At 66.2% G+C, this 24,528-nt stretch carries 19 protein-coding genes; 12 read left to right on the plus strand and 7 right to left on the minus strand.

What is annotated here, in order from left to right; translation table 11 throughout:
- Positions 1–21 precede the first annotated feature (21 nt).
- A complete protein-coding gene (map, locus tag ACAM57_RS15170; protein ID WP_093195007.1) occupies positions 22–846 on the minus strand; it encodes a type I methionyl aminopeptidase in 825 nt (274 codons plus the stop codon).
- Between the two features lie 156 nt (positions 847–1,002).
- Here map and purL point away from each other — a divergent pair, with 156 nt between their 5' ends.
- Positions 1,003–4,974, plus strand: coding sequence for a phosphoribosylformylglycinamidine synthase (purL, locus tag ACAM57_RS15175; RefSeq protein WP_369662442.1), 3,972 nt, complete (start codon positions 1,003–1,005; stop codon positions 4,972–4,974).
- 7 nt (positions 4,975–4,981) lie between these two features.
- Entirely contained in the window at positions 4,982–5,293 is a 312-nt protein-coding gene (locus ACAM57_RS15180) for a hypothetical protein (protein WP_369662226.1), read from the plus strand.
- A gap of 138 nt (positions 5,294–5,431) precedes the next feature.
- On the opposite strand, the gene ACAM57_RS15185 is transcribed toward ACAM57_RS15180, so the two are convergent.
- The 6 genes from ACAM57_RS15185 to ACAM57_RS15210 form a co-directional block, all read right to left on the minus strand.
- Positions 5,432–6,217, minus strand: coding sequence for a peptidylprolyl isomerase (locus ACAM57_RS15185; protein ID WP_126020178.1), 786 nt, complete (start codon positions 6,215–6,217; stop codon positions 5,432–5,434).
- A gap of 137 nt (positions 6,218–6,354) precedes the next feature.
- Complete coding sequence (locus ACAM57_RS15190; RefSeq protein ID WP_369662227.1) at positions 6,355–6,633, minus strand: BolA family protein; 279 nt, start codon at positions 6,631–6,633, stop codon at positions 6,355–6,357.
- Positions 6,630–7,175 (minus strand): septation protein A, encoded by a 546-nt coding sequence (locus ACAM57_RS15195; RefSeq protein ID WP_019652541.1) that lies wholly within the window; start codon positions 7,173–7,175, stop codon positions 6,630–6,632. Before ACAM57_RS15195 ends, ACAM57_RS15190 begins: the two co-directional genes overlap by 4 nt.
- 26 nt (positions 7,176–7,201) lie before the next feature.
- Positions 7,202–7,612, minus strand: coding sequence for a peptide-methionine (R)-S-oxide reductase MsrB (gene msrB, locus ACAM57_RS15200; protein ID WP_369662228.1), 411 nt, complete (start codon positions 7,610–7,612; stop codon positions 7,202–7,204).
- The gene (locus ACAM57_RS15205) at positions 7,609–9,090 is read right to left on the minus strand and encodes a YdiU family protein (protein WP_369662229.1); all 1,482 of its coding nucleotides are present in this window, start codon (positions 9,088–9,090) and stop codon (positions 7,609–7,611) included. Before ACAM57_RS15205 ends, msrB begins: the two co-directional genes overlap by 4 nt.
- A gap of 63 nt (positions 9,091–9,153) precedes the next feature.
- Positions 9,154–10,191: an AraC family transcriptional regulator gene (locus ACAM57_RS15210; protein WP_184638742.1), complete on the minus strand. Its 1,038-nt coding sequence runs from the start codon at positions 10,189–10,191 to the stop codon at positions 9,154–9,156.
- Between the two features lie 279 nt (positions 10,192–10,470).
- Between ACAM57_RS15210 and ACAM57_RS15215 the strand changes: the two genes are divergently transcribed.
- From ACAM57_RS15215 to ACAM57_RS15260, 10 genes are all read left to right on the plus strand, one after another.
- Positions 10,471–12,228: a carboxylesterase/lipase family protein gene (locus ACAM57_RS15215; RefSeq protein ID WP_369662443.1), complete on the plus strand. Its 1,758-nt coding sequence runs from the start codon at positions 10,471–10,473 to the stop codon at positions 12,226–12,228.
- A gap of 114 nt (positions 12,229–12,342) precedes the next feature.
- The gene (locus ACAM57_RS15220) at positions 12,343–13,986 is read left to right on the plus strand and encodes a 3-(methylthio)propionyl-CoA ligase (RefSeq protein ID WP_369662230.1); all 1,644 of its coding nucleotides are present in this window, start codon (positions 12,343–12,345) and stop codon (positions 13,984–13,986) included.
- Positions 13,987–14,129: 143 nt separating this feature from the next.
- Positions 14,130–15,359 (plus strand): branched-chain amino acid ABC transporter substrate-binding protein, encoded by a 1,230-nt coding sequence (locus ACAM57_RS15225; protein ID WP_369662231.1) that lies wholly within the window; start codon positions 14,130–14,132, stop codon positions 15,357–15,359.
- 199 nt (positions 15,360–15,558) lie between these two features.
- The gene (locus ACAM57_RS15230) at positions 15,559–16,791 is read left to right on the plus strand and encodes a branched-chain amino acid ABC transporter substrate-binding protein (protein ID WP_126020164.1); all 1,233 of its coding nucleotides are present in this window, start codon (positions 15,559–15,561) and stop codon (positions 16,789–16,791) included.
- A gap of 79 nt (positions 16,792–16,870) precedes the next feature.
- Complete coding sequence (locus ACAM57_RS15235) at positions 16,871–17,824, plus strand: branched-chain amino acid ABC transporter permease (protein ID WP_126020162.1); 954 nt, start codon at positions 16,871–16,873, stop codon at positions 17,822–17,824.
- A gap of 4 nt (positions 17,825–17,828) precedes the next feature.
- Positions 17,829–19,157, plus strand: a complete 1,329-nt coding sequence (locus ACAM57_RS15240) for a branched-chain amino acid ABC transporter permease (protein ID WP_369662232.1) — start codon at positions 17,829–17,831, stop codon at positions 19,155–19,157.
- The gene (locus ACAM57_RS15245; protein WP_369662233.1) at positions 19,154–19,924 is read left to right on the plus strand and encodes an ABC transporter ATP-binding protein; all 771 of its coding nucleotides are present in this window, start codon (positions 19,154–19,156) and stop codon (positions 19,922–19,924) included. The genes ACAM57_RS15240 and ACAM57_RS15245 overlap by 4 nt, the downstream gene beginning before the upstream one ends.
- A gap of 1 nt (position 19,925) precedes the next feature.
- A complete protein-coding gene (locus ACAM57_RS15250) occupies positions 19,926–20,621 on the plus strand; it encodes an ABC transporter ATP-binding protein (RefSeq protein ID WP_126020154.1) in 696 nt (231 codons plus the stop codon).
- Positions 20,622–20,886: 265 nt separating this feature from the next.
- Positions 20,887–22,992 (plus strand): 3-hydroxyacyl-CoA dehydrogenase NAD-binding domain-containing protein, encoded by a 2,106-nt coding sequence (locus tag ACAM57_RS15255; protein ID WP_126020152.1) that lies wholly within the window; start codon positions 20,887–20,889, stop codon positions 22,990–22,992.
- Positions 22,993–23,031: 39 nt separating this feature from the next.
- Positions 23,032–24,507 carry a M20 family peptidase gene (locus ACAM57_RS15260; protein WP_369662234.1) on the plus strand — a complete coding sequence of 492 codons (1,476 nt, stop codon included), beginning with the start codon at positions 23,032–23,034 and terminating at the stop codon, positions 24,505–24,507.
- The last annotated feature ends 21 nt before the right edge of the window (positions 24,508–24,528 follow it).

Genomic DNA, 24,528 nt, shown 5'->3' on the forward strand with positions numbered 1-24,528 from the left:
GCGAGGGGGTGCGTCTGCGCGTCAGGTCTTGGTGGCGGTGACGAAGGAGGGCAGCGGCGGGCTTCCGGCCGACAGCGTCAGCACCTCGTAGCCGGTCTCGGTGACGAGCACGGTGTGCTCCCACTGGGCCGACAGCGAATGGTCGCGCGTGACGATGGTCCAGCCGTCGTACTGGCCGCCCTTGAAGTCTTCCTTCACGTCGCGCTTGCCGGCGTTGATCATCGGCTCGATGGTGAAGATCATGCCGGGCTTGAGTTCTTCCATGGTGCCCGGGCGGCCGTAGTGCAGCACCTGGGGTTCCTCGTGGAAGCGCTGGCCCACGCCGTGGCCGCAGAACTCGCGCACCACCGAGAAACCCTGGCCCTCGGCGAACTTCTGGATCGCATGGCCCACGTCGCCCAGGTGCGCGCCGGGGCGCACCTGCAGGATGCCGTGCCACATGGCCTCGAAGGTGATGTTGCACAGGCGCTTGGCCGCGATGGAGGCGTCGCCGATCACGTACATGCGGCTGTTGTCGCCGAACCAGCCGTCCTTGATGACGGTGACGTCGACATTCATGATGTCGCCCTTTTTCAGGGGCTTGTCGTTCGGGATGCCGTGGCACACCACGTGGTTCACCGAGGTGCACAGCGACTTCGGGAACGGGACGCTGCTCGCGCCCATGTAGCCCACCGTGGCGGAGGTGGTGCCCTGCTTGACCATGTACTCGGCAGCCAGCCGGTCGACATCGTTGGTCGTGATGCCGGGCTTGATGAGGGGAGTGAGGTAGTCCAGCACCTCGGAGGCCAGGCGGCATGCGACCCGCATGGCTTCGATGCCTGCAGCGTCTTTGTAGTTAATGCTCATGGCCGAATTATCCCATTGGCCCGGCTAAAATCCCGGGTTAACGCGGATGACCCCAGTCAGCGGCCATCCGCCTCGATTCCTTGATTTCCCAACGCGGCCCCCGAGGCCCCATCGACCGTGACGCAGCCCGCACCTCAAGCCCTTCCTGTCGTAACCATGTTCGAGGGCGGCAGCGCACTCAGCGACTTTCGCGCACGCCAGCTCCTGCCGAAGCTGCAGGCCATCGAGCCGCGCATCGAGGGCATCTCGGCCCGTTTCGTGCACCTCGTGGTGACAGACGCGGCGCTCGGCCAGGCCGACCGCGAGCGTTTCGCCGCGCTGCTGACCTACGGCGACCCCTTCGAGGCGCCGGCCAAGGCGGGCACAAGCGTGGTGGTCACGCCGCGCCTGGGCACCGTCTCGCCCTGGGCCTCCAAGGCCACCGACATCGCCCACAACTGCGGGCTGGCCCTGCGGCGCGTCGAGCGCGTCACCCAGTACCACCTGAAGCTGAAGGCCCCGCTGATCGGCAAGGCCCCCGTGCTCGACGGCGACCAGCTGGCGGCCGTGGCCGTCCCGCTGCACGACCGCATGACCGAATCGGTGCTGGCCACGGTCGAGCAGGCCGCCAGCCTCTTCAGCGAGCTGCCGGCCCAGCCGATGGCGCAGGTCGACGTGCAGGGCGGCGGCCGCGCCGCGCTGGTGGCGGCCAACACCGGCTTCGGCCTGGCGCTGGCCGAGGACGAGATCGACTACCTGGTCGACGCCTTCACCCGCCTGGGCCGCAACCCCAGCGACGTCGAGCTCATGATGTTCGCGCAGGCCAACAGCGAGCACTGCCGCCACAAGATCTTCAACGCCAACTTCACCATCGACGGCCAGGCCCAACCGCAGAGCCTGTTCTCGATGATCCGTAACACCGAGAAGCTGAACCCGCAGCACACGGTGGTGGCCTACGCCGACAACGCCTCGATCATGGAAGGCACGGCCATCGAGCGCTTCGTGCCCGCCAGCGGCTCGCAGAGCTATCAAAAAGATAGCGCCCTGAGCCATGTGCTGATGAAGGTCGAGACGCACAACCACCCCACGGCCATCTCGCCGTTTCCGGGTGCCTCGACCGGCGCGGGCGGCGAGATCCGCGACGAGGGCGCCACCGGCCGTGGTTCCAGGCCCAAGGCCGGCCTGACCGGCTTCACCGTCTCGAAGCTCTGGCCGGAAGAGGGCAGCTACGGCAAGCCCGAGCACATCGCCAGCCCGCTGCAGATCATGACCGAGGGCCCGCTGGGCGGCGCCGCGTTCAACAACGAGTTCGGCCGCCCCAACCTGCTGGGCTACTTCCGCGAGTACGAGCAGACCGTGGCGAGCGACGTCGACACCGTACAGCGCGGCTATCACAAGCCGATCATGATCGCGGGCGGCCTGGGCAGCATCGATGCGACGCAGACCAAGAAGATCCAGTTCCCCGCCGGCTCGCTGCTGATCCAGCTCGGCGGCCCCGGCATGCGCATCGGCATGGGCGGCAGCGCCGCCAGCTCGATGGCCACCGGCGCCAACGCGGCCGAGCTCGACTTCGACTCCGTGCAGCGCGGCAACCCCGAGATCGAGCGACGCGCGCAGGAGGTCATCAACCACTGCTGGCAGCAGGGCGCGGCCAACCCCATCCTCGCGATCCACGACGTGGGCGCGGGCGGCCTGAGCAACGCCTTCCCCGAGCTGACCAACGACGCCGGCCGCGGCGCGCGCTTCGACCTGCGCGCAGTGCCGCTCGAGGAGTCGGGCATGGCGCCGAAGGAAATCTGGTGCAACGAGAGCCAGGAGCGCTACGTTCTGGCCATCGCGCCCGAATCGCTCGAACAGTTCAAGGCGTTCTGCGAGCGCGAGCGCTGCCCGTTCTCGGTGGTTGGCGTGGCGACCGAAGAGCGCCAGCTGCTGGTGGCCGATGAAGGCGCCGAGGTGCAGCCCGTCGACATGCCCATGGACGTGCTGCTCGGCAAGCCGCCGAAGATGCACCGCGACGTGAAGACCGTGGCGCGCAGCTTCAAGCCGCTCGACCTCACCGGCGTCGACCTGCAGAAGGCGGCCATCGACGTGCTCTCGCACCCGACGGTGGCTTCCAAGCGCTTCCTCGTCACCATCGGCGACCGCACGGTGGGCGGCATGAGCCACCGCGACCAGATGGTCGGCCCGTGGCAGGTGCCCGTGGCCGACTGCGCCGTGACGCTGGCCGACTACAAGGGCTTCGCCGGCGAAGCCATGAGCATGGGCGAGCGCACGCCGCTGGCCGCGCTCGACGCGCCGGCCTCCGGCCGCATGGCGGTGGCCGAGGCCATCACCAACCTGCTGGCCGCGCCCATCGAACTCTCGCGCGTGAAGCTGTCGGCCAACTGGATGGCCGCCTGCGGCGAGCCCGGCGAGGACGCCGCGCTGTACGAGACCGTCAAGGCCGTCGGCATGGAACTGTGTCCGGCGCTGGGCGTGTCGATTCCCGTCGGCAAGGATTCGCTGTCGATGCGCACCCAGTGGAAGGATGGCGCGGAGGCGAAGAAGGTCACCTCGCCCGTGAGCCTGATCGTCAGCGCCTTCGCCACGCTGCCTGACGTGCGCGGCACGCTCACGCCGCAGCTCGACGCCGAAGAGGCCGACACCACCCTTGTGCTGATCGACCTGGGCCAGGGCAAGCACCGCATGGCCGGCAGCATCCTCGCGCAGACACTCGACCAGAGCGGCGACACGGTGCCCGACCTCGACGACCCGGCGCAACTCGTGGCGCTGGTGAATGCCGTGAACGCGCTGCGCGCCGACGGCAAGATCCTCGCGATGCACGACCGCAGCGACGGCGGCCTGTTCGCCACCGCCTGCGAGATGGCCTTTGCAGGCCACGTCGGCGTGGCGCTCAACGTCGACATGCTCGTCACCGAAGGTGATGGCATCTCCGACAGCCGCATGGAGACCGGCGACGCCAAGAACTGGGCGCAGCAGGTCAGCGCGCGCCGCGAGGAACTCACGCTCAAGGCGCTGTTCAACGAGGAGCTGGGCATGGTGCTGCAGGTGCGCACCGCCGAGCGCAACGACGTCATGCAGGTGCTGCGCGCCCACGGCCTGAGCACCCACAGCCACTTCGTCGGCAAGACCCGTCCGGCCAGCTCCACCATGGACGCGGGCAAGGGCAAGATCGAAGTCTGGCGTGACGCCAAGTCCGTGTTCAGCGCGAGCCTGCACGACCTGCAGCAAGTGTGGGACTCGGTCAGCTGGAAGATCGCCCGCGAGCGCGACAACCCCGCCTGCGCCGATGCCGAACACGCCGCGGCCGGCGATCCGGCCGACCCGGGCATGCACGTGTTCCTGCCGAACGCGCAACAAACCACTGCCCCGGCCATCCTGCAGTCGCGCCCCAAGGTCGCGATCCTGCGCGAGCAGGGCGTCAACTCGCACGTCGAGATGGCCTACGCCTTCACCGAAGCCGGCTTCGAAGCCTTCGACGTGCACATGACCGACCTGCAGACGGGCAGGGCGGACCTCGCCGACTTCAAGGGCGTGGTCGCCTGCGGCGGCTTCAGCTACGGCGACACGCTGGGCGCCGGCATCGGCTGGGCCCGCAGCATCACCTTCAACCCGAAGCTGGCCGAGCAGTTCAAGACCTTCTTCGGCCGCGCCGACACCTTCGGCCTGGGCGTGTGCAACGGCTGCCAGATGTTCGCCGAGCTGGCCGACATCATTCCGGGCGCCGAGGCCTGGCCGCGTTTCACCACCAACCAGAGCGAGCGCTTCGAGGCGCGCCTGTCGATGGTCGAGGTGCTCGAGTCGCCCAGCATCTTCTTCGCGGGCATGGCCGGCAGCCGCCTGCCGATCGCGGTGGCGCACGGCGAGGGCTATGCCAACTTCAAGTACCGCGGCGACGCCGACAAGGCCATCGCGGCCATGCGCTTCGTCGACAACCACGGCAAGCCCACCGAGCAGTACCCGTTCAACCCGAACGGCAGCGCCGGCGGCCTGACCTCCGTGACCACGCCGGACGGCCGCTTCACCGCAGTGATGCCGCATCCGGAGCGCGTGTTCCGCAACATCCAGATGAGCTGGACCTCGGGCGACAAGAGCGAGCTGAGCCCCTGGATGCAGATCTGGCGCAATGCGCGCCGCTGGGTGGGCTGAGGCTCGAATGCTCGACCTCGATCACCCGCGAAGCCGGCATGTTCTGGAAGCGGCGCGGATCGAGGGCCTGATCCGCAAGCAGCTGCTCGCGTGGCGGGACGATCTGGCCGCCGAGGCTGTGGCGCGTGCGCAGGTGTTGCAGGTGCTGCTGCCGCAACTCGATGCGCTCAACGCCGCGCACTTTGGCGCTTCGAAGAAGATCGCGCGCACGCTCGATGCGCTGCGCCGCGCGACGCAGGGCGACAGCGCGGATGGCGCCTGGCAGGCTTTCGTCGTTCTTGACGGCCCAGGCGACAACTTCGGAACCTGGGCGATCTGAAACAAGGACGCCCACGAAAAAGCGGCCCGCAGGCCGCCTTTTTCATTTCCAGAACACCGCGGAACCGGCTTCGCCGGGCCGCAGGTGCTGCCCCTTCAGGAGTGGGCGTAGCGACACGAAGTGCGCGACGCCTGGGTGTTATTCCACCTTCGCCTTGGCGCGAAGGTCTTCTTGGTACTTCTGCAGGCGCTGCTGCTGCAGCTGCTGCGTGATCTGCGGCTTCACTTCTTCCAGCTTCGGCAGTTGAGCCTGGCGGATGTCGTCGACGCGGATGATGTGCCAGCCGAACTGGGTCTTGATCGGGGCGGGGGTGGTCTCGCCCTTCTTGAGCTTGATCATGGCTTCCGAGAACTCGGGCACGAAGCTCGCGGGGTTGGCCCAGTCGAGGTCGCCGCCGTTGGCGCCCGAACCCGGGTCCTTGCTCTGCTTCTTGGCGATGTCTTCGAACTTGGCACCCTTCTTCAGGTCGGCCATGATCTTCTTGGCCTGGTCTTCGGTCTCGACCAGGATGTGGCGGGCCTTGTATTCCTTGCCGCCGTTGGCAGCGACGAACTTGTCGTACTCGGCCTTCACGTCGGCGTCCGAGACCGGGTTGGTCTTGCGGTAGTTCTCGAACAGGGCGCGGATCAGGATGGCCTGGCGGGCGAGTTCGAGCTGGTTCTTGTAGTCCTCGGTGGCGTCCAGGCCCTGCTTCTGGGCTTCCTGCATGAACACTTCGCGAGCCACGATTTCCTCGCGCAGCTGGCCTTGCATCTCGGGCGTCACCGGGCGGCCGGCGGCTGCCAGCTGCTGGGCCAGGACGTCCATGCGGGCCTTGGGCACCGGCTTGCCGTTCACGATGGCTGCGTTCTGCGCCAGGGCCGCCATGGGGATAGCACCGAGCAGCGCTGCGGCCGCGACGGCCTGCAAGATTTGTTTTTTCATGGAATGAATGGTCGAGCTGGGAAGGAAATGCGCGTGTAGGAGTTGCGCGGTAATGAAAGCAGGGGATTGAGGGAAGAAAGGGAGAAAGCAGCTGCCGGTGCGGGCGCGGCGTGCGAGCGATGCGTTGGACGACTGACTCAGAGCACCTCGATGGCGATGGCGTGCAGACCCTGTGCGATGAAAACGTGGAGGGCATCATACACAAGCCGATGCCGCGCCACGCGCGGCTTCCCGTCGAACAGGGGGGAGGCGATGCGCACCCTGAAATGGGTGCCCCGGCCCTCGGCGTTGGCACCCGCGTGCCCCGCGTGGGCGGCGCTTTCGTCGATCACCTCGAGCGCGGTCGGCGCAAGCGCCTTGCGCAGCGCCGCCTCGAGTTCGGCCGTGGTGGGAAGGGGGGCGGCCGTGCTCGTCATGCCGCGGGCTTGTCTTCTTCGTTCTTCAGGTGCGGCGCGATGTACAGGCCCTGCGCCACCAGGAAGACGATGGGGAACACGTAGCCCCAGAGCTTGAAGTTGACCCAGGCCTCGGTGGTGAAGTACGCCGCCACGTAGCCGTTGATGACGGCCATGAAGACGCAGTAGCCGATCCAGGCCACGTTGAGCCGGCCCCAGATGCGGTCGGGCAGCTCCAGCTGCGAGCCCAGCAGCATCTTCAGGAAGTTCTTCTTCAGCGCCCACAGCGCCACCGCGAGCGCCAGCGCCATGGCGCCATAGAGCACCGTCGGCTTCCACTTGATGAAGCGATCGTCGTGCAGCGCCAGCGTGAGCGTGCCGAACAGCAGGATCAGCACCAGCGTGGCTTTCTGCATCGCCTGCAGCTTGCGCTCGGTGGCGTAGATGATCGCCATCTGCACCACCGTGGCGGCCATGAGCACGCCGGTGGCGGTGTAGATGTTGCCCATCTTGTAGGCAATGAAGAAGAGCAGGATCGGGAAGAAGTCGAGGATCAGTTTCATCGAGCGGGTTGCCTGTTTCTTTTCTCTTATTTCTTCTGGAAGTCGAGCGACGCCGAGTTCATGCAGTAGCGCAGGCCGGTTTCGGTCGGGCCGTCGGGGAACACGTGGCCCAGGTGGGCGCCGCAATTGGCGCAGACATTCTCGGTGCGCACCATGCCGTGCGAGCGGTCGATGATGTTGCGGATGGCGCCCGGCACGGCTTCCTGCGAGAAGCTGGGCCAGCCGCACCCGGCGTCGAACTTGGTCGCCGACTCGAAGAGCTTGGCGCCGCAGCAGATGCAGTGGTAGGTGCCGTCTTCCCAGTGCGCCTCGTACTTGCCGGTGAAGGGGCGTTCGGTGGCCGCGTGGCGCGTCACCTCGAAGGCCGCGGGTTCGGCGCCTTTTTCAGTGAGCAGGGCTTTCCATTCGGCGTCGGTTTTCTGTACGGGAGTGGTCATGATGAGCAGCTGATTTCGATCGTGGAGGCCCAGTCGGGCGGGAACCCGGCATACGCGTCGGCGCCGGGATGTTCTTCAAATGGGGTCTGCAGCAGAGCCAGCAAGACTGCCACACCCGAGTGGTCCTTTTGCTGACTCGCTTCGATGGCCTGCTGTCCCAGGTGGTTCCGCAGCACGAACTTCGGGTTGGAGCGGCGCATCAGTTCCGCGGCCCGGGCCCTGTCGGCGGCGGCATGGCGCTGCGAAAACGATAGCAGCCAGGCGTCGAAGCCCGGGCGATCCAGGAAGAGGTCGCGCACCGGCTCCACGTTGCCGTCGGCCATGTAGTTGGAGAGCCGGCGCCAGAAGATGGTGTAGTCGACCTTGCCGGCGGCCAGCAGCTTGAGCACGCCTTCGATCAGCGCGCGGTCGCACTCGGCTGCTTCAGGAAGGCCCAGTTTGGCGCGCATGCGGCCTTCGAACTCGTTCGGGAACACCGTCTTGTAAGACTCCAGGGCGGCCACGGCCACTTCCTGGTCGCCGATCAGCGGCAGGAGCGCCTGCGCCAGGCAGAAGAGGTTCCAGTAGGCGACGTTGGGCTGCTGGTTGAAGGCGTAGCGCCCGCTGGTGTCGCTGTGGTTGCAGATGTGGCGCGGGTCGAAGCCGTCGAGGAACTGGAACGGGCCGTAGTCGATGGTGAGCCCGAGGATGCTCATGTTGTCGGTATTCATCACCCCGTGGCAGAAGCCCACGGCCTGCCATTGGGCGAGCAGGGCGGCGGTGCGCTCGCTCACGGCTTCGAGGAAGGCGGCGTAGGCGTTGCCGCCGAAGCGCTCGGTGGTGCGGCAGGCGGGGTAGTAGCGGTCGATGACGTAATCGGCCAGAGCGCGCAGTTCGTCGTTGCGCTGGTTGGCCGCGAAATGCTCGAAGTGGCCGAAGCGCACGAAGCTGGGCGCCACGCGGGTGACGACGGCGGCGCTTTCGATCTCCTCACGGTACACGGGGGCATCGGAGCCGGTCACGCACAGCGCCCGGGTGGTCGGGATGCCCAGGCCGTGCATGGCCTCGCTGCAGAGGAATTCGCGGATGCTCGAGCGCAGCACCGCGCGGCCGTCGCCGCCGCGCGAATAGGGCGTGCGCCCGGCGCCCTTGAGCTGCACTTCGAGACCACCTTCGGTCTCGCCGAGCATGATGGCGCGCCCGTCGCCGAGCTGCCCGGCCCACACGCCGAACTGGTGGCCGCTGTAGACGGTGGCGAAGGGGCGGGTGCCTGTAACGGGCAGGCTGCCGGTGAGGGCCGCCAGCGTGGCGCCGGATTCGTGCCAGCCGGCCGGCAGCCCGAGCTGGCGGGCGACGGTTTCGCTGCGGCCTACCCAATAGGGTTCGGGCAGGGGCGTGGGGCGCAGTTCGGTGAGGAAGGCCGGTCCAAGGGCGGCGAAACCCGGTTTCCAGCGCAAGCCCAGGTCCGCGGCCTCGGTGTCTTCAGCAAGCAAGCTCATGTCCGGATTGTCCGGCACCGCGCGTAACCCCTGGCCTGGCGGGCCATCGGGGGCCCGCCGGTGTCAGGCCGCGAGGGCGGCGGGGGTGTCCCAGAGGCGGGCCCGGTACTGCGCCGGAGGCACGCCGAACCAGCGCTTGCAGGCGCGGAAGAAGTTGCTGGTATCGACGAAGCCCAGCATGTCCGCCACATCGGTCAGCGTGTGGCGGTCTTCGGCCAGGTACTGCTTGGCCAGCTCGCGGCGGGTGCGGTCGAGCAGCGACTGGAAGGACACCGACTCCTCCTGCAGCCGCCGCTGCAGCGTGCGCTCGGCCAGCCCGAGGCCGGAGGCCACGTCCTGCCGGCGCGGTTCGCCGTGCTGCAGGCGGCGCGCGATCTCGGCGCACACCAGCGTGCTGGTGGTGGTCTGGCCCAGCAGATCGAGCTGATCGTCCAGCAGGTGCTCCTGCATCTCGCCCAGCGTTTCGTGGAAGGTGGGCAGCGGCGTCGCCATGTCGGCCGAAGACAGCAGCAGGCGGTTGGCCTCGGCGTTGAAGCGCACCTCGCAGCCGAAGGCCTCGCGGTGCAGGCGGTCGTCGGCCGGGGCGGGGTAGACGAACTCCATCGCCAGCGGCTGCAGCTCGCGCCGCGTGAGCCACTGGCACTGCATGAGCACGGTCAGCAGGGCGTATTCGACGCGCTGGCGCGGAATGGGCAGGCTGCCGCCGGTGTGCCGCATCACCATCCAGCAGCCGCGCGGATCGGGGTGCAGAGAGAAGGCGGTGGCGTCCGAAATAACGGCCATGTAGCGCGTGAGCCGCACCAGCGCCGATTCGAGGCTGGAGCTGCACGACATCGCATGCCCCACCGTGCCCAGCTTGCTGTGTGTGGAAGCCAGGTCTCGGTGCAGGCCCAGCGTGGGCCGGCCGGCGCGGGCCACCGCGAGCTGCCAGAGCACCGAGATCTCATCGACCGGGATGCGCGCGTTCTGCCGGTGCAGCGAGTCGGGGTCGAAGCCGGCTTCGCGCAGCAGCGAGGGCACATCCAGTCCTTCGGCCTCGAACATCGACAGGACGCCCTCGAGCCACGCGGCCGAGCTGGTGCGCAGCTCCGGCTGCGGCATGCAGCCCGCCCGGCGCTGGGTGCCGCGTTGGCGCAGTGGCGTGGAGGCTCCTGAAGTCATTCGTTTGGCTTTGTTGCGATAGCGATGAAAACCGTGCCGGTTTCTAGAATTTTTTTACGCGTTCGGCGGCCCCGGAGTATGGGCGCGGCGCGTCAGACCAGGAATTCCGATTAACCCGGTGTGGAGACAAGAAACATGGAGACAGAGACGAACGCACGCGACTGGCAGGGTCCGGCGGCGGTAAAGAAGACGGCAACGGCCAGGGCCGTCGCCCTGGTGATGGCCGCGGCCGCCCTGGCGGCTCTTTCGGCCTGCGGCGGTGGCGGCTCCGGCTCGTCCGGCTTCGCCTTCCTTCCGGGCCCGCCGCCCGCACCGGCTCCGGCGCCAGCCCCGCCCGCGGCGGATGGCCCCATGGTCCGCCAGACCGTTGCCGGCAAGGTCGAGGGCGTGGACGACAGCGCCAGGACCGGCACCTGGTTCTGGAAAGGCATTCCGTTCGCCAAGCCGCCAGTCGGCGCACTGCGCTGGCGCGCGCCTGCGGCGCCCGAGCCCTGGAGCGGCATCCGCCCGGCCACCAGGTTCGGCAACGCCTGCCTGCAGATCGGCCGCATCTTCAGCCCCGGCGCCAACAACACCTACGACGAAACCATCGGCACCATGCTGGGCAAGCCCAGCGGCAGCGAGGACTGCCTGTTCGTCAACATCTGGCGCCCGGCCACTGGCGAGAAGAACCTGCCGGTGCTGCTCTTCATTCATGGCGGCAGCAACATCTCGGGCTACACGGCAGACCCGCTGTACGACGGCGCGGCGCTGGCCAAGGCCGCCAACGCGGTGGTCATCACCGCCAGCTATCGGTTGGGCATCCTGGGATTCCTGAACGTGCCGCAGCTGCGTCCGGGCGGCAGCGAGGGCGACGACTCGGGCAACTTCGCGCTGCTCGACAACATGGCGGCGCTGCGCTTCATCCGCGACAACGTCGCCAGCTTCGGGGGCGACCCGGGCAACGTCACGCTCTCGGGCGAATCGGCAGGCGCCACCAACCTGCTGTCGGTGATGACTTCGCCGATGGCCAAGGGCCTGTTCCACAAGGCCTTCGAGATGAGCGGCGGCATCTCGCTCGCGAGCAACCTGCCGCCGGGCACGCTGCCTTCGCTGTCGCCGGCATCTGCTTCGCTGGCGCAGGGCGAATCCATCCTCGAGAAGCTGCTCGTAGCCGACGGCACTGCGGCCGATGCGACGGCCGCCAAGAACTACATCGCCACCCGCACGCCGGCGCAGATCGCCGAGTACCTGCGCGCTCAGGACGGCGGCAGGATGCTGACCACCGTGGTCGCCGCCGGCCTCGGTGCGGTCGGGCCCATTCCCGACGGCACGGTGATCCCGACCGACCCCATCGGCGCCATCGCCGCCGACCAGTACGCGAAGGTGCCGATGCTCTCGGGCAACACGCGCGACGAGGGCAAGCTCTTCGCGTCGCTGCTGGGCACCATCGGCTTCCCGAAGCCGGGGTGGATCGTCAACGACGCCCAGCGCTTCTCGATGATGTTCAGCTTCGACCCCGATGCGGCGCCCACGCTCAAGGTGGAAGACATCATCGACCCGTTCTACCTTCCGGTAGACAAGGCCGGCACCGGCTACAACGCGGCCACCGCGCTCATCACCAAGGGCCTGTTCGAAGCCAACCGCGACAACCTGCTCGACACGATGAAGACGCGCCAGTCGAACATCTGGCACTACCGCCTCGACTGGGCCCAGGAAGCCTCGCCCTGGAACGACGTCTACGGCGCGGCTCACGCCTTCGACCTGCCTTTCGTGTTCGGCAATTTCGGTCCCTCGGTGCTGTCGAACGTGATCCGCGGCAAGGCCAACGAAAAGGGGAGGCTGGCGCTATCGAACGCGGTCATGGCCAGCGTGGGCGCCTTCATGCGAACGGGCGACCCGAACACGCCCGAACTTGGTGCAACCTGGGCGCCCTGGCCCTCGCAGCTGCTGCTCGACGCCACTCCCACGGCCACCAAGATCACGCTCATGCAATGAGCCGCTTCGTTCAATCGTGCAGTGCGGGTTTGTGTCATTGTGCAAATGGCCGAAGCTTGCGTGAATGCGTTGTTCCCGAGCTTTGAAGAAGTCATTTCACATAGGAGTCCGTAGATGCTGGGTTTGATGCAAGACCAACCGCTTCTGATCTCGTCGCTGATCGAGTTCGCCGAGCGCCACAACGGCGACGGCGAGATCGTCTCGCGCCGTGTCGAAGGCGATATCCACCGCTGCACGTGGCGCGACATCGCATCGCGCGCCAAGCAGGTGGCCAACGCGCTGGATGGCGAGCAGCTGCTGTTCAGCGACCGCATCGCCACCCTGGCCTGGAACGGCTATCGCCACCTGGAGCTGTACTACGGCGTGAGCGGCAGCGGCCGCGTGCTGCACACCATCAACCCGCGGCTGCACCCCGACCAGATCGCGTGGATCGCCAACCATGCCGAAGACCAGATCCTGTGCTTCGACCTCACGTTCCTGCCGCTGGTGCAGGCGGTGCATGCGCGGTGTCCCACGATCCGGAAATGGGTTGCACTGTGTGACGCCGACAGGCTCCCGGCCGACAGCGGCGTGCCCAATCTCGTGAGCTACGAGAGCTGGATGGGGTCGCAGTCCACCGAGTACGAGTGGCCGACCTTCGACGAGAACTCCGCCTCCAGCATGTGCTACACGAGCGGCACCACGGGCAACCCCAAGGCTGCGCTCTACAGCCATCGCTCGACCATGCTGCATGCCTACGCCGCCGCGCTGCCCGACGTGATGCGCCTGTCGGCGCGCGACTCGGTGCTGCCGGTGGTGCCGATGTTCCACGTCAACGCATGGGGCATCCCGTACTCGGCCGCGCTGGTGGGCTGCAAGCTGGTGTTTCCCGGCGCCGCGCTCGACGGCAAGTCGGTGTACGACCTGATCGAGGCCGAAGGCGTGACCTTCGCGGCAGGTGTGCCCACCGTGTGGCAGATGCTGCTGGGCCACATGCAGGCGGGCGGCCTGAAGTTCAGCAAGCTCAACCGCACGGTGATCGGCGGCTCGGCCTGCCCGCCGGCCATGATCAAGGCGTTCCAGGACATCTACAACGTGGAGGTGCTGCACGCCTGGGGCATGACCGAGATGAGCCCGCTGGGCACGCTGTGCACGCTCAAGAACAAGCACCTGTCGCTGCCGGCCGACGCGCAGCTGCAGATCCGCATGAAGCAGGGCCGCGCCATCTTCGGCGTCGACATGAAGATCGTCGACGGCGACGGCAAGGAGTTGCCCTGGGACGGCAAGGCCTACGGCGATCTGCTGGTGAAGGGGCCATGGATCGTCAAGGAGTACTTCAAGGGCGAGGGCGGCGATCCGCTCATTCCAGATGAACGCAACCGCGGCTGGTTTCCCACGGGCGACGTGGCCACCATCGATGCCGAGGGCTACCTGCAGATCACCGACCGCAGCAAGGACGTGATCAAGTCCGGCGGCGAGTGGATCAGCTCCATCGACATCGAGAACATCGCCGTCGCGCACCCGGGCGTGGCCATGGCCGCGTGCATCGGCGTGTTCCACCCGAAGTGGGACGAGCGGCCGATCATCGCCGTCGTGAAGAAGCCCAACGCGGAGGTCACGCGCGAGGAGCTGCTGAAGTTCTACGAGGGCAAGACCGCCAAGTGGCAGATCCCCGACGACGTGGTGTTCGTCGAGGCCATCCCGCTGGGCGCCACCGGCAAGATCCTCAAGACGAAGCTGCGGGAGCTGCTCAAGGACTACAAGCTGCCCACGGCATGACCGCCGGGCCCGCTGCGAGCGCCGCGCTGTCGCATACGCGATAGCAAGGCGGCCCCGGCGGCCCTGCTTGCGGGCAATCCCTGTGCGGCGAAAAAAAGGCCGCTTGTACGCTGGCGGTCCGCCTTTCACACCGGAGACTCTTCATGCAATTTGCCATCAAGTCTGTAGCTGCCTGTGCAATGTTGGTGAGCGCTGCCGCGGCGTTCGCCCAGAAGGGCGAGACCGTCAAGATCGCCTGGCTCGACCCGCTGTCGGGCCTGATGGCGGCGGTGGGCACCAATCAGCTGAAGACCACGCAGTTCCTTGCCGAAGAGTTCAACAAGAAGAACCAGTCGGGCGTGAAGTTCGAGATCATCGCGATCGACAACAAGCTCAGCACGCAGGAGACCACCGCGGCCCTGCGTTCCGCGCAGGACCAGGGCGCGCGCTACATCATGCAGGGCAACGGCTCCGGCCCCGCGCTCGCGATCATCGACGCCATCGAGAAGAACAACGCGCGCAACCCGGGCAAGGAGCTGCTGTACATGAACTACGCGGCGGTCGACCCCGACCTGACTAACAGCAAGTGCAGCTACTGGCACTTCCGGCTCGACGCCGACACGTCGATGAAGATGGAGGCGCTGACCACCTGGATGAAGGACCAGCCTGACATCAAGAAGGTCTACATCCTCGGGCAGAACTACGCGCACGGCGTGCAGGTGTCGAAGTACGCCAAGGAAGACCTGAAGGTGAAGCGCCCCGACATCCAGATCGTGGGCGACGACCTGCATCCGCTGGCGCAGGTGCGCGACTTCTCTCCCTACATCGCGAAGATCAAGGCATCTGGCGCAGACACCGTCATCACCGGCAACTGGGGCTCCGACCTCTCGCTGCTCATCAAGGCAGCCAACGACTCGGGCCTGAACGTCAAGTTCCTGACCTACTACGCGCCGGGCGCGGGCACGCCCACGGCGATGGGCGCCACCTCGGAAGGCAAGGTCTACACCGTGGCCTATGCCCACTACAACATGGGCGGCGAGATCCAGCAGCTGCTCGCGGGCTATAAGAAGCGCATGAACGACGACCTCACCCAGTCGTCGATCTATCACGTGTTCGCGCTGCTCGATGCCGCCTTCGTCAAGACCAGGTCGACCGACCCGGTGAAGGTGGCGGCGGCCCTGGAGGGCATGAAGATCAAGAGCTTCAACGGCGAGGTCGAGATGCGCAAGTCCGACCACCAGTTGCAGCAGGGCCTCTACATCGCGAGGTGGGAGAAGGCGAGCGCGAAGTACCCGTACGACGCGGAGAACACCGGCTACACCAACGTTCCCGTGAAGTACTTCGAATCGTACGTGGCGAGCACGCCCACGTCGTGCCAGATGAAGCGCCCCTAGGCGTCTTTGTGAACGCGTTTCCTACCCATCGGTAGCAGCTGTCTACCGGCGGGTAGCAAATTGGAGAAACGCGGTGTCGCATGCGCGATAGAAACGGGCCTTTGCAGCACCCCTCTTACGGGCATTCCCTGAGGGGAGGGGCTGCAAACGCTTGTACTCTCGTGCGGCGTTTTGAATCGGTTTGACCAGGAGATATAGATTGAAGTTCGCTCTGAAAATCGCCGCCGCAGCCGTCATCGCTGCCACCGCCACCGGTGCCTTTGCCCAGAAGGGTGAAACCGTCAAGATCGCATGGCTCGATCCGCTGTCGGGCCTCATGGCCGCGGTCGGAACCAACCAGCTCAAGACCTTCCAGTTCTTCGCCGAGGAGTTCAACAAGAAGAACGCGGCGGGCGTGAAGTTCGAGATCATCGGCATCGACAACAAGCTCAGCCCGCAGGAGACCACCAGCGCGCTGCGCTCGGCCCTCGACCAGGGCGCGCGCTACATCGTGCAGGGCAACGGCTCCGGCCCGGCGCTCGCCATCATCGACGCGCTCGAGAAGAACAACGCGCGCAACCCGGGCAAGGAGGCGCTCTACCTGAACTACGCCGCCGTCGACCCCGACCTGACCAACAGCAAGTGCAGCTACTGGCAGTACCGCTTCGACGCCGACACGTCGATGAAGATGGAGGCGCTGACCACCTACATGAAGGACCAGCCGGAGATCAAGAAGGTCTACATCATCGGCCAGAACTATTCGCACGGCCAGCAGGTCTCCAAGTTCGCGAAGGAAGACCTCAAGCACAAGCGTCCCGACATCCAGATCGTGGGCGACGACCTGCATCCGCTGGCCCAGGTGCGCGACTTCGCGCCGTACATCGCCAAGATCAAGGCCTCGGGCGCCGACACCGTCATCACCGGCAACTGGGGCTCCGACCTGGCGCTGCTGATCAAGGCGGCCAACGATGCGGGCCTGAACGTCAAGTTCTACACCTACTACGCCGTGACCACCGGCACGCCGACCGCCATGGGCGCGGCTTCGGACGGCAAGGTCTACCAGGTCGGCTACGCCCACTACAACATGGGCGGCGACATGCAGAAGTACGCCGACGACTTCAAGAAGAAGTTCAACGACGACCTCTACACCACCGACATCTACACGGTGTTCCAGGCGCTCACCGAGGCCTTCGTGAAGACCAAGTCGACCGACCCGGTGAAGGTCGCGGCCGCGATGGAAGGCCTGAAGTTCAAGAGCTTCAACGGCGACATCGAGCTGCGCAAGACCGACCACCAGGCTCAGCAGGGCCTGTACATCACCCGCTGGGAGAAGGCCACCGCCAAGTACCCCTACAGCCCCGAGAACACCGGCTACACGCTGGTGCCGGTGAAGTTCTACGACGCCTACGTGGCGAGCACGCCCACCTCCTGCCAGATGAAGCGTCCCTCCTGATTCCGGGAACGCGCCAACGCGGTCGAGGCCCGACTTCAACACTCGGGCCTTTTTCTTTTTCAACTGACACGAAAGACCGATGAACGTCGAATTCTTCGTCATCTCGCTGCTCAACGGCGTGAGCTACGGCCTGCTGTTGTTCATGCTGAGCTCAGGCCTCACGCTGATCTTCAGCATGATGGGCGTGCTCAACTTCGCGCACGCGAGCTTCTACATGCTGGGCGCCTACTTCGCCTACACGCTGTCGGGCATCGTCGGCTTCTGGCCGGCGCTGGTCATCGCGCCGGTGCTGGTGTTCGCGCTGGGTGCCGCCTTCGAGCGCTACTGCCTGCGCCGCGTCCACAAGTTCGGCCATGTGCCCGAGCTGCTGGTGACCTTCGGTCTTTCGTACCTGATCCTCGAAGTCGTGCAGCTGGTGTGGGGCCGCTCCACGGTGCCGTACGGCCTGCCGTCGGCGCTGCAGGGGCCGCTTTTCACGCTCTACGGCACGCAGTTCCCCAAGTCGCGCTCGTTCATCATGCTGGTGGCGGTGCTGATGCTGGTGTCGGTGTGGCTGCTGCTCACGCGCACGCGCATCGGCCTGGTGATCCAGGCGGCGCTGAAGCACCCCGAGATGGTCGAGGCGCTGGGCCACAACGTGCCGCGCGTCTTCATGCTGGTGTTCGGCGGCGGCGCCGCGCTGGCGGGGCTGGCCGGCGTGGTCGGCGGCAACACCTACGTCACCGAGCCGGCCATGGCCGCGTCGGTGGGTTCCATCATCTTCGTGGTGGTGGTGGTCGGCGGCATGGGCTCGCTGGCCGGTGCCTTCCTGGCCTCGCTGATCATCGGCGTGGTGCAGACCTTCGCCGTGGCCATGGACCAGTCGCTCGCCACCGGCCTGCAGGCCTTCGGCGTGGCGGTGACCGACCAGACCTTCGGCTACGAGCTGCTCAGGCTGACGATCTCGCAGGTCGCGCCGATCCTTCCGTACCTCTTCCTGGTGCTGATCCTCATCTTCAGGCCCAAGGGTCTTCTCGGAACGCGGGAGGACTGACGCGATGAACACCGCAACGACAACCGCTTCGACCTCCACGCCGGTGCGCTACTACCGGTTCAAGCCGCTGAACATCGGCCGCATCCTGATCTGGTCCTTTTTCGCGCTGCTGCTGATCGTGGCGCCGATGATATTCACCAGCAGCCTGGCGCTGACCATGCTGTCGCAGATCGGCTATCTCATCATCATCTGCCTGAGCTACAACATGCTGCTGGGGCAGGGTGGCATGCTCAGCTTCGGGCATGCGGTGTACGTGGGCATGGGCTCGTTCATCGCCATCCACGCCATGAACCTGGCCGGCGCGGGCAAGCTGCCGGTTCCGCTGGTGCTCATTCCGCTCGTGGGCGGGCTGGGCGGCATGTTCTTCGCCGCGCTCTTCGGCTACGTGTCGACCAAGAAGTCGGGCACCACCTTCGCGATGATCACGCTGGGCCTGGGCGAACTGGTGGCAGCCATGGCGCTGATGTTCCCCAGCTTCTTCGGCGGCGAGGGCGGCATCACCACCAACCGCGTGTACGGCGCCTCGTTCTTCGGGCTCAACTTCGGTCCGCAGAACCAGGTGTACTACCTGATCGCCGTCTACTGCTTCATCTGCACCGGGCTGATGTTCGCCTTCACCGGCACGCCGCTCGGGCGCATGCTGAATGCGGTGCGCGACAACCCGGAGCGCGTGGAGTTCATCGGCTACAACACGCAGCGCGTGCGCTACTACGCCTTCATCATCGCGGGCTTCTTCGCCGGTATCGGCGGCGGGCTGGCGGCCATCAACTTCGAGATCGTGAACGCGGCCGACAGCCTCAACGGGCTGCGCTCGGGCAGCTACCTGCTGTTCACCTTCCTCGGCGGCGCGACCTTCTTCTTCGGGCCCATCATCGGTGCGGCGCTGCTGGTATTCGCGCTGGTGCTGCTGTCGGAGCTCAGCAAGGCCTGGCTGCTGTACGTGGGCCTGGTGTTCCTGCTGATGGTGATGTTCGCGCCCGGCGGCGTGGCCAGCCTGATCATGATGAACGTGCGCGTGGCGCTGTTCGGCAAGATCAAGCGCTTCTACCTGCTGTACGTGGGCCTTCTCGTTGGCGCGGCCATCATGCTCGCGGGTGCGGCGGCCATCGTCGAGATGATCTATCACATGCAGCTCAACGCGGCGCTCGGGCCGATGGTGCCGTTCGCCGGCCTGCAGCTCGACACATCCTCGGCCATGGCCTGGGTGGTCGCCGTGGTCCTGTTCGCTGTCGGCCTGGGCGTGTTCGAGGTGGTGCGCCGGCGCTTCGCGAAGGTATGGGGCCATGCGCAGGAAGAAATCGAAGCCGAGATCAAGCGGCGGGAGACGGCATGACCTATTCACTCGAACTCAAGAACCTGCGCAAGAGCTTCGGCAAGACCGACATCATCCGAGGCGTCGACCTGGCCGTGAAGGCCGGCGAGCGCATCGCCATCATCGGGCCGAACGGCGCGGGCAAGTCGACACTCTTCAACCTGATCAGCGGGCGGCTCGCGCCCAGCAGCGGCGAGGTGCTGCTCAACGGCACGCGCGTCGACGGCATGAAGCCGTACGAGATCAACCGCATGGGGCTGTCGCGCAGCTTCCAGATCACCAACATCTTCCCGAAGCTCACCGTCTTCGAGAACCTGCGCTGCGGCGTGCTGTGGAGCCTGGGCTACAAGTACACCTTCCTGCGCTTTCTCTCGAACCTCGACGACGCCAACGAGCGCACGGAAGAACTCATCCGCCAGATCGGCCTGGAGAAGAAGCGCGACGTGCACGCGGTGAACCTCACCTACGCCGAGCAGCGCGCGCTGGAGATCGGCGTGACCATAGCGGGCGGCGCCAGCGTGATCCTGCTGGACGAACCCACGGCCGGCATGAGCAAGACGGAGACTTCTCACTTCATCTCGCTCATCAAGCACGTCACCGTCGGCAAGACGCTGCTGACGGTGGAGCACGACATGGGCGTGGTCTTCGGGCTGGCCGACAAGATCGCGGTGGTGGTGTATGGCGAGGTGATCGCCTTCGATACGCCGGCTGCCGTCCGCGCCAATGCGCGCGTGCAGGAGGCTTACCTGGGCTCCGCCGTCGCCGATGCACAAGGGGCTGGACACTGAAATGCTGAAGCTTCAAGACATCCACGCCTACTACGGCAAGAGCCATGTGCTGCATGGTGTTTCCTTCGACGTGAACCCGGGCGAGATCGTCGCGCTGCTGGGCCGCAACGGCTCGGGCCGCTCGACCACCGCCAAGGCCATCATGGGCCTGGTGCATGCCGAGGGCGGCCTGCACTGGAAGGGTCAGGACATCCTGCGCCGAAAGGCCTACGAGATCGCGCACTGCGGCATCGGCTACGTGCCGGAGAACCGCGACATCTTCCCCAAGCTCACGGTGCACCAGAACCTGCTGCTGGGGCAGAAGGGCTCGGGCAAGGGCAGCCGCTGGTCGTTCGACGACATGTACGGCATGTTCCCGCGCCTGAAGGAGCGCCAGCACACCGAGGCGGGCGTGCTCTCGGGCGGCGAGCAGCAGATGCTCACGCTGTGCCGCACGCTGATGGGCGACCCCGACCTGATCATCATCGACGAGCCCACCGAGGGCCTCGCGCCCAAGATCGTGGAGCTGGTGGGGCAGTACCTGCGCACGCTCAAGGACAAGGGCATCTCGGTGCTGCTGATCGAGCAGAAGCTCACCATCGCGATGGAAATCTCCGACCGTGCGCTCGTCATGGGCCACGGCAGCATCGTCTTCGACGGCACCCCCGCCGGCCTGCGCGCCGACGCCACCACCCGCAAGGAGTGGCTGGAGGTCTAGGCCGCTGGATGCGGATTTCCGGACGCAGAGGGCGCGAAGGTTTCGCGAAGGACGCGAAAGCAAGTCAGAAAAAATGATCTGCTTTCCCTTTCGCGTCCTTTGCGAAATCTTCGCGTCTTCTGCGTTCGGTACCCGTTCCCGCATCCACGGCCCTTGTCTCTACAGCGACTGCGTGCCATTGTTGGGCCACGCGAAACGCCTAGAATCCCCGAAAAAGAACACTCGTGCTTTTTCTTCTTTTTCTTCACACACCAAGGAACGCAGCATGACGGCTGAATACAAAGTGCTCGGCGATATCGCCGTGATCACCATGACCAATCCTCCGGTCAACGGTCTCGGTTTCTCGACGCGCATCGGCATCACCGACGGCCTGTCCAAGGCCAATGCCGACGACGCCGTCAAGGCCATCGTCATCACCGGCGCCGGCAAGGCGTTCTCGGGCGGCGCGGACATCAAGGAGTTCGGCACGCCCAAGGCGCTGCAGGAGCCCAACCTGCTGAGCGTGATCCTTGCGCTGGAAGCTTCTCCCAAGCCCATCGTCGCGGCCATCCACTCGGTGTGCATGGGCGGCGGCCTCGAACTGGCCCTGGGCTGCCACTACCGCGTGGCCGCTCCCGGCACCAACGTCGCGCTGCCCGAAGTCAAGCTGGGCCTGATTCCCGGCGCGGGCGGCACGCAGCGCCTGCCGCGCGTTCTGGGCGTGGAGACGGCCCTGAACATGATCGTCAGCGGCGAACCGGTCAAGAGCGAGCTGCTCGCGTCGGTGCCCGGCCAGAAGCTGTTCGACAAGCTGGCCGCCTCGGCCGAATCGGTGTTCGACGAGGCCGTGGCCTTCGCCAAGAGCGTGGCCGGCAAGACGGGCGATGAGCTGCCCCTGGTGCGCAATCTGCCGTGCAAGCACCCGCAGGGCGATGCTTACTTCCAGTTCGCGAAGAACATGGTCGGCGGCATGTCGAAGAACTACCCCGCGCCGCTGCAGTGCGTCGATGCCGTGCAGGCCGCCACCAAGATGAAGTTCGACGCCGGCATGGCCGAGGAACGCCGCATCTTCACTTCGCTGATGTTCACGCCCGAGTCGCTGGCGTTGCGCCACCTGTTCATGGCCGAGCGCGCCGCGAGCAAGATCCCCGACGTGCCCGAAGACACGCCCAAGCGCGAGATCAAGTCGGTCGGCGTGATCGGCGCCGGCACCATGGGCGGCGGCATCTCGATGAACTTCCTGAACGCGGGCATTCCCGTGACCATCCTCGAGATGAAGCAGGAAGCGCTCGACCGCGGCATTGCCACCATCCGCAAGAACTACGAAGCCCAGGTCAAGAAGGGCAAGCTCAAGCAGGACAAATACGAGCAGCGCATGGCCCTCTTGAGCACCACGCTCAGCTACGACGAGCTGAAGGACGCCGACCTCATCATCGAGGCCGTGTTCGAGGAAATCGGCGTGAAGGAGAAGGTGTTCAAGGAACTCGACCGCGTCGCCAAGAAGGGCGCGATCCTGGCGTCGAACACCTCCACGCTCGACGTCGACAAGATCGCGTCGTTCACCGAGCGTCCGCAGGACGTGGTCGGCATGCACTTCTTCAGCCCCGCCAACGTGATGAAGCTGCTGGAAGTGGTGCGCGGCAAGGCCACCGCCAAGGACGTGCTGGCCACCGTAATGGCCATCGGCAAGAAGATCAAGAAGACGGCCGTGGTCTCGGGCGTTTGCGACGGCTTCATCGGCAACCGCATGATCGAGCAGTACAGCCGCCAGGCCGGCTTCCTGCTGGACGAAGGCGCCACGCCACAGCAGGTGGACAAGGCCATCGAGAAGTTCGGCTTCGCCATGGGCCCGTTCCGCATGGGCGACCTGGCCGGCAACGACATCGGCTGGGCCATCCGCAAGCGCCGCGCCGTCGAGCGCGCCGACATGAAGTACAGCCGCACGGCCGACAAGCTCTGCGAACTGGGCCGCTTCGGCCAGAAGACCGGGGCAGGGTGGTACGACTACCAGGCCGGCAAACGCGACGCCATTCCGTCGGAGCTGGTCAACAAGATGATCGAGGACCACCGCAAGGAGCTGGGCATCACGCCGCGCAAGATCTCCGACGAGGAGATCGTGCAGCGCCTGGTGTATGCGCTGGTCAACGAAGGCGCACACATCCTGGAAGACGGCATTGCCTCCAAGTCGGGCGACATCGACATGGTGTACCTCACCGGCTACGGCTTCCCGATCTACCGCGGCGGCCCCATGCACTACGCGTCGCAGGTCGGCCTGTACAACGTGGCCGAGACGATGAAGCGCTTCGCGAAGAACCCGCGCGACGACGCCGAGTTCTGGCAGCCCGCGCCGCTGATCCAGAAGCTGGTGGCAGAAGGCAAGTCCTTCGGCTGATGACGACGCGCAGAACCTGAGCCGGGACCAAGACCGCCAATGTTGAAACGCATCTTCCTCGGGCTGCTGCTGGCAGTTGTGCTGCTCGCGGCCGCCGTGGCGGTCAAGACCTGGACCACGCCGTCGCGCCAGCTGGCGGTGGCGCCCGCGCCCAAGCTGGACATCGACCTGCAGGCGGCCGCCAGGCGGCTGTCCACGGCGATCACGTTCCGCACGGTATCGGGCCTCGACGACCCGGCCGCCAACGCGGCCGAGTTCGACAAGCTGCATGCCTACCTCGAGCAGCAGTTCCCGAAGGTGCACGCCACCCTGAAGAAGGAAGTGGTGGGCAACAAAGCGCTGCTCTACACCTGGGCCGGCACCGATCCGCAGGCCAGGCCCGTAGCGCTCATGGCGCACCAGGACATGGTGCCCATCGCGCCTGGTACCGAGAAGGCATGGACGGTCGATCCGTTCTCCGGCGAGATCAAGGACGGCTTCATCTGGGGTCGCGGCACGCTCGACAACAAGAGCAACCTGTTCGCGCAGATGGAGGCCATCGAACTGCTCATCGGCAGCGGCTTCAAGCCTAGGCAGACCGTCTACCTCGTGATGGGCGACGACGAGGAGGTGAGCGGCCTGCGTGGCGCGCTGCCCATCGCCGAACTGCTCAAGTCGCGCAACGTGCGCCTGGACTGGGTGCTCGACGAGGGCCTGCTGGTGCTCGACGGCGTGCTGCCGGGCCTGAAGCAGCCGGCGGCGCTCATCGGCCTGGCGGAGAAGGGCTACGCCACCTTCTTCCTCTCGCTCGACACCGCGCCCGGCCATTCGTCGATGCCGCCGCAGCACAGCGCCATCGGCAGCATGAGCGCGGCGCTGGCGCGGCTCGAAGCCGACCCGATGCCCGGCGGCATCAAGGGCGTGGCCGGCCAGATGTTCGGCGCGCTCGCGCCCGAGATGAGCGGCGTCAACCGCGTGATGCTTTCCAACCTGTGGCTCACCGAACCGCTGGTGCGCGGCATCCTCGAGAAGAGCCCGAGCAGCAACGCCATGCTGCGCACCACCACCGCACTGACCATCGTGCGCGCAGGCAACAAGGACAACGTGCTGCCCGGCCGCGCCGAGGCTGCCGTCAACTTCCGCATCCTGCCGGGCGACACCATCGCCAGCACCGAGGCGCATCTGCGCAAGGCGTTGGGCAACGACGACATCAAGATCAAGGCCTACCCGGGCAACTCCGAGCCGTCACCGGTGTCGTCGACCGACAGCACCGGCTACCGCGCGATCGAACAGGCCGTGCGCCAGAGCTTTCCCGATGCGGTGGTGGCCCCGGGCCTCATGACCGCGGCCACCGACTCGCGCCACTTCAGCATCGTGAGCGACGCCGTCTTCCGCTTCTCGCCGTTCCGCATGAAGAACGAAGACCTCGCGCGCTTCCACGGCAACAACGAACGCCTGGCCATCTCGAACTATGGCGAGATGATCGGCTTCTACCGCCAGCTCCTGAGCAACGCCAACGCTGCTCCGGCGCAATGACGACACCTGCTTACGCAACCT

Origin of the sequence: Variovorax sp. V15 (genome assembly GCF_041154425.1) — a bacterium.
Lineage (GTDB): Bacteria > Pseudomonadota > Gammaproteobacteria > Burkholderiales > Burkholderiaceae_C > Variovorax > Variovorax guangxiensis.

Coding starts and splice junctions, on each gene's coding strand:
- map (WP_093195007.1), bottom strand. CDS start 846: ATGAGCATTAACTACAAAGACGCTGCAGGCATCGAAGCCATGCGGGTC.
- purL (WP_369662442.1), top strand. CDS start 1,003: ATGTTCGAGGGCGGCAGCGCACTCAGCGACTTTCGCGCACGCCAGCTC.
- ACAM57_RS15180 (WP_369662226.1), top strand. CDS start 4,982: ATGCTCGACCTCGATCACCCGCGAAGCCGGCATGTTCTGGAAGCGGCG.
- ACAM57_RS15185 (WP_126020178.1), bottom strand. CDS start 6,217: ATGAAAAAACAAATCTTGCAGGCCGTCGCGGCCGCAGCGCTGCTCGGT.
- ACAM57_RS15190 (WP_369662227.1), bottom strand. CDS start 6,633: ATGACGAGCACGGCCGCCCCCCTTCCCACCACGGCCGAACTCGAGGCG.
- ACAM57_RS15195 (WP_019652541.1), bottom strand. CDS start 7,175: ATGAAACTGATCCTCGACTTCTTCCCGATCCTGCTCTTCTTCATTGCC.
- msrB (WP_369662228.1), bottom strand. CDS start 7,612: ATGACCACTCCCGTACAGAAAACCGACGCCGAATGGAAAGCCCTGCTC.
- ACAM57_RS15205 (WP_369662229.1), bottom strand. CDS start 9,090: ATGAGCTTGCTTGCTGAAGACACCGAGGCCGCGGACCTGGGCTTGCGC.
- ACAM57_RS15210 (WP_184638742.1), bottom strand. CDS start 10,191: ATGCCGCAGCCGGAGCTGCGCACCAGCTCGGCCGCGTGGCTCGAGGGC.
- ACAM57_RS15215 (WP_369662443.1), top strand. CDS start 10,471: ATGGCCGCGGCCGCCCTGGCGGCTCTTTCGGCCTGCGGCGGTGGCGGC.
- ACAM57_RS15220 (WP_369662230.1), top strand. CDS start 12,343: ATGCTGGGTTTGATGCAAGACCAACCGCTTCTGATCTCGTCGCTGATC.
- ACAM57_RS15225 (WP_369662231.1), top strand. CDS start 14,130: ATGCAATTTGCCATCAAGTCTGTAGCTGCCTGTGCAATGTTGGTGAGC.
- ACAM57_RS15235 (WP_126020162.1), top strand. CDS start 16,871: ATGAACGTCGAATTCTTCGTCATCTCGCTGCTCAACGGCGTGAGCTAC.
- ACAM57_RS15240 (WP_369662232.1), top strand. CDS start 17,829: ATGAACACCGCAACGACAACCGCTTCGACCTCCACGCCGGTGCGCTAC.
- ACAM57_RS15245 (WP_369662233.1), top strand. CDS start 19,154: ATGACCTATTCACTCGAACTCAAGAACCTGCGCAAGAGCTTCGGCAAG.
- ACAM57_RS15250 (WP_126020154.1), top strand. CDS start 19,926: ATGCTGAAGCTTCAAGACATCCACGCCTACTACGGCAAGAGCCATGTG.
- ACAM57_RS15255 (WP_126020152.1), top strand. CDS start 20,887: ATGACGGCTGAATACAAAGTGCTCGGCGATATCGCCGTGATCACCATG.
- ACAM57_RS15260 (WP_369662234.1), top strand. CDS start 23,032: ATGTTGAAACGCATCTTCCTCGGGCTGCTGCTGGCAGTTGTGCTGCTC.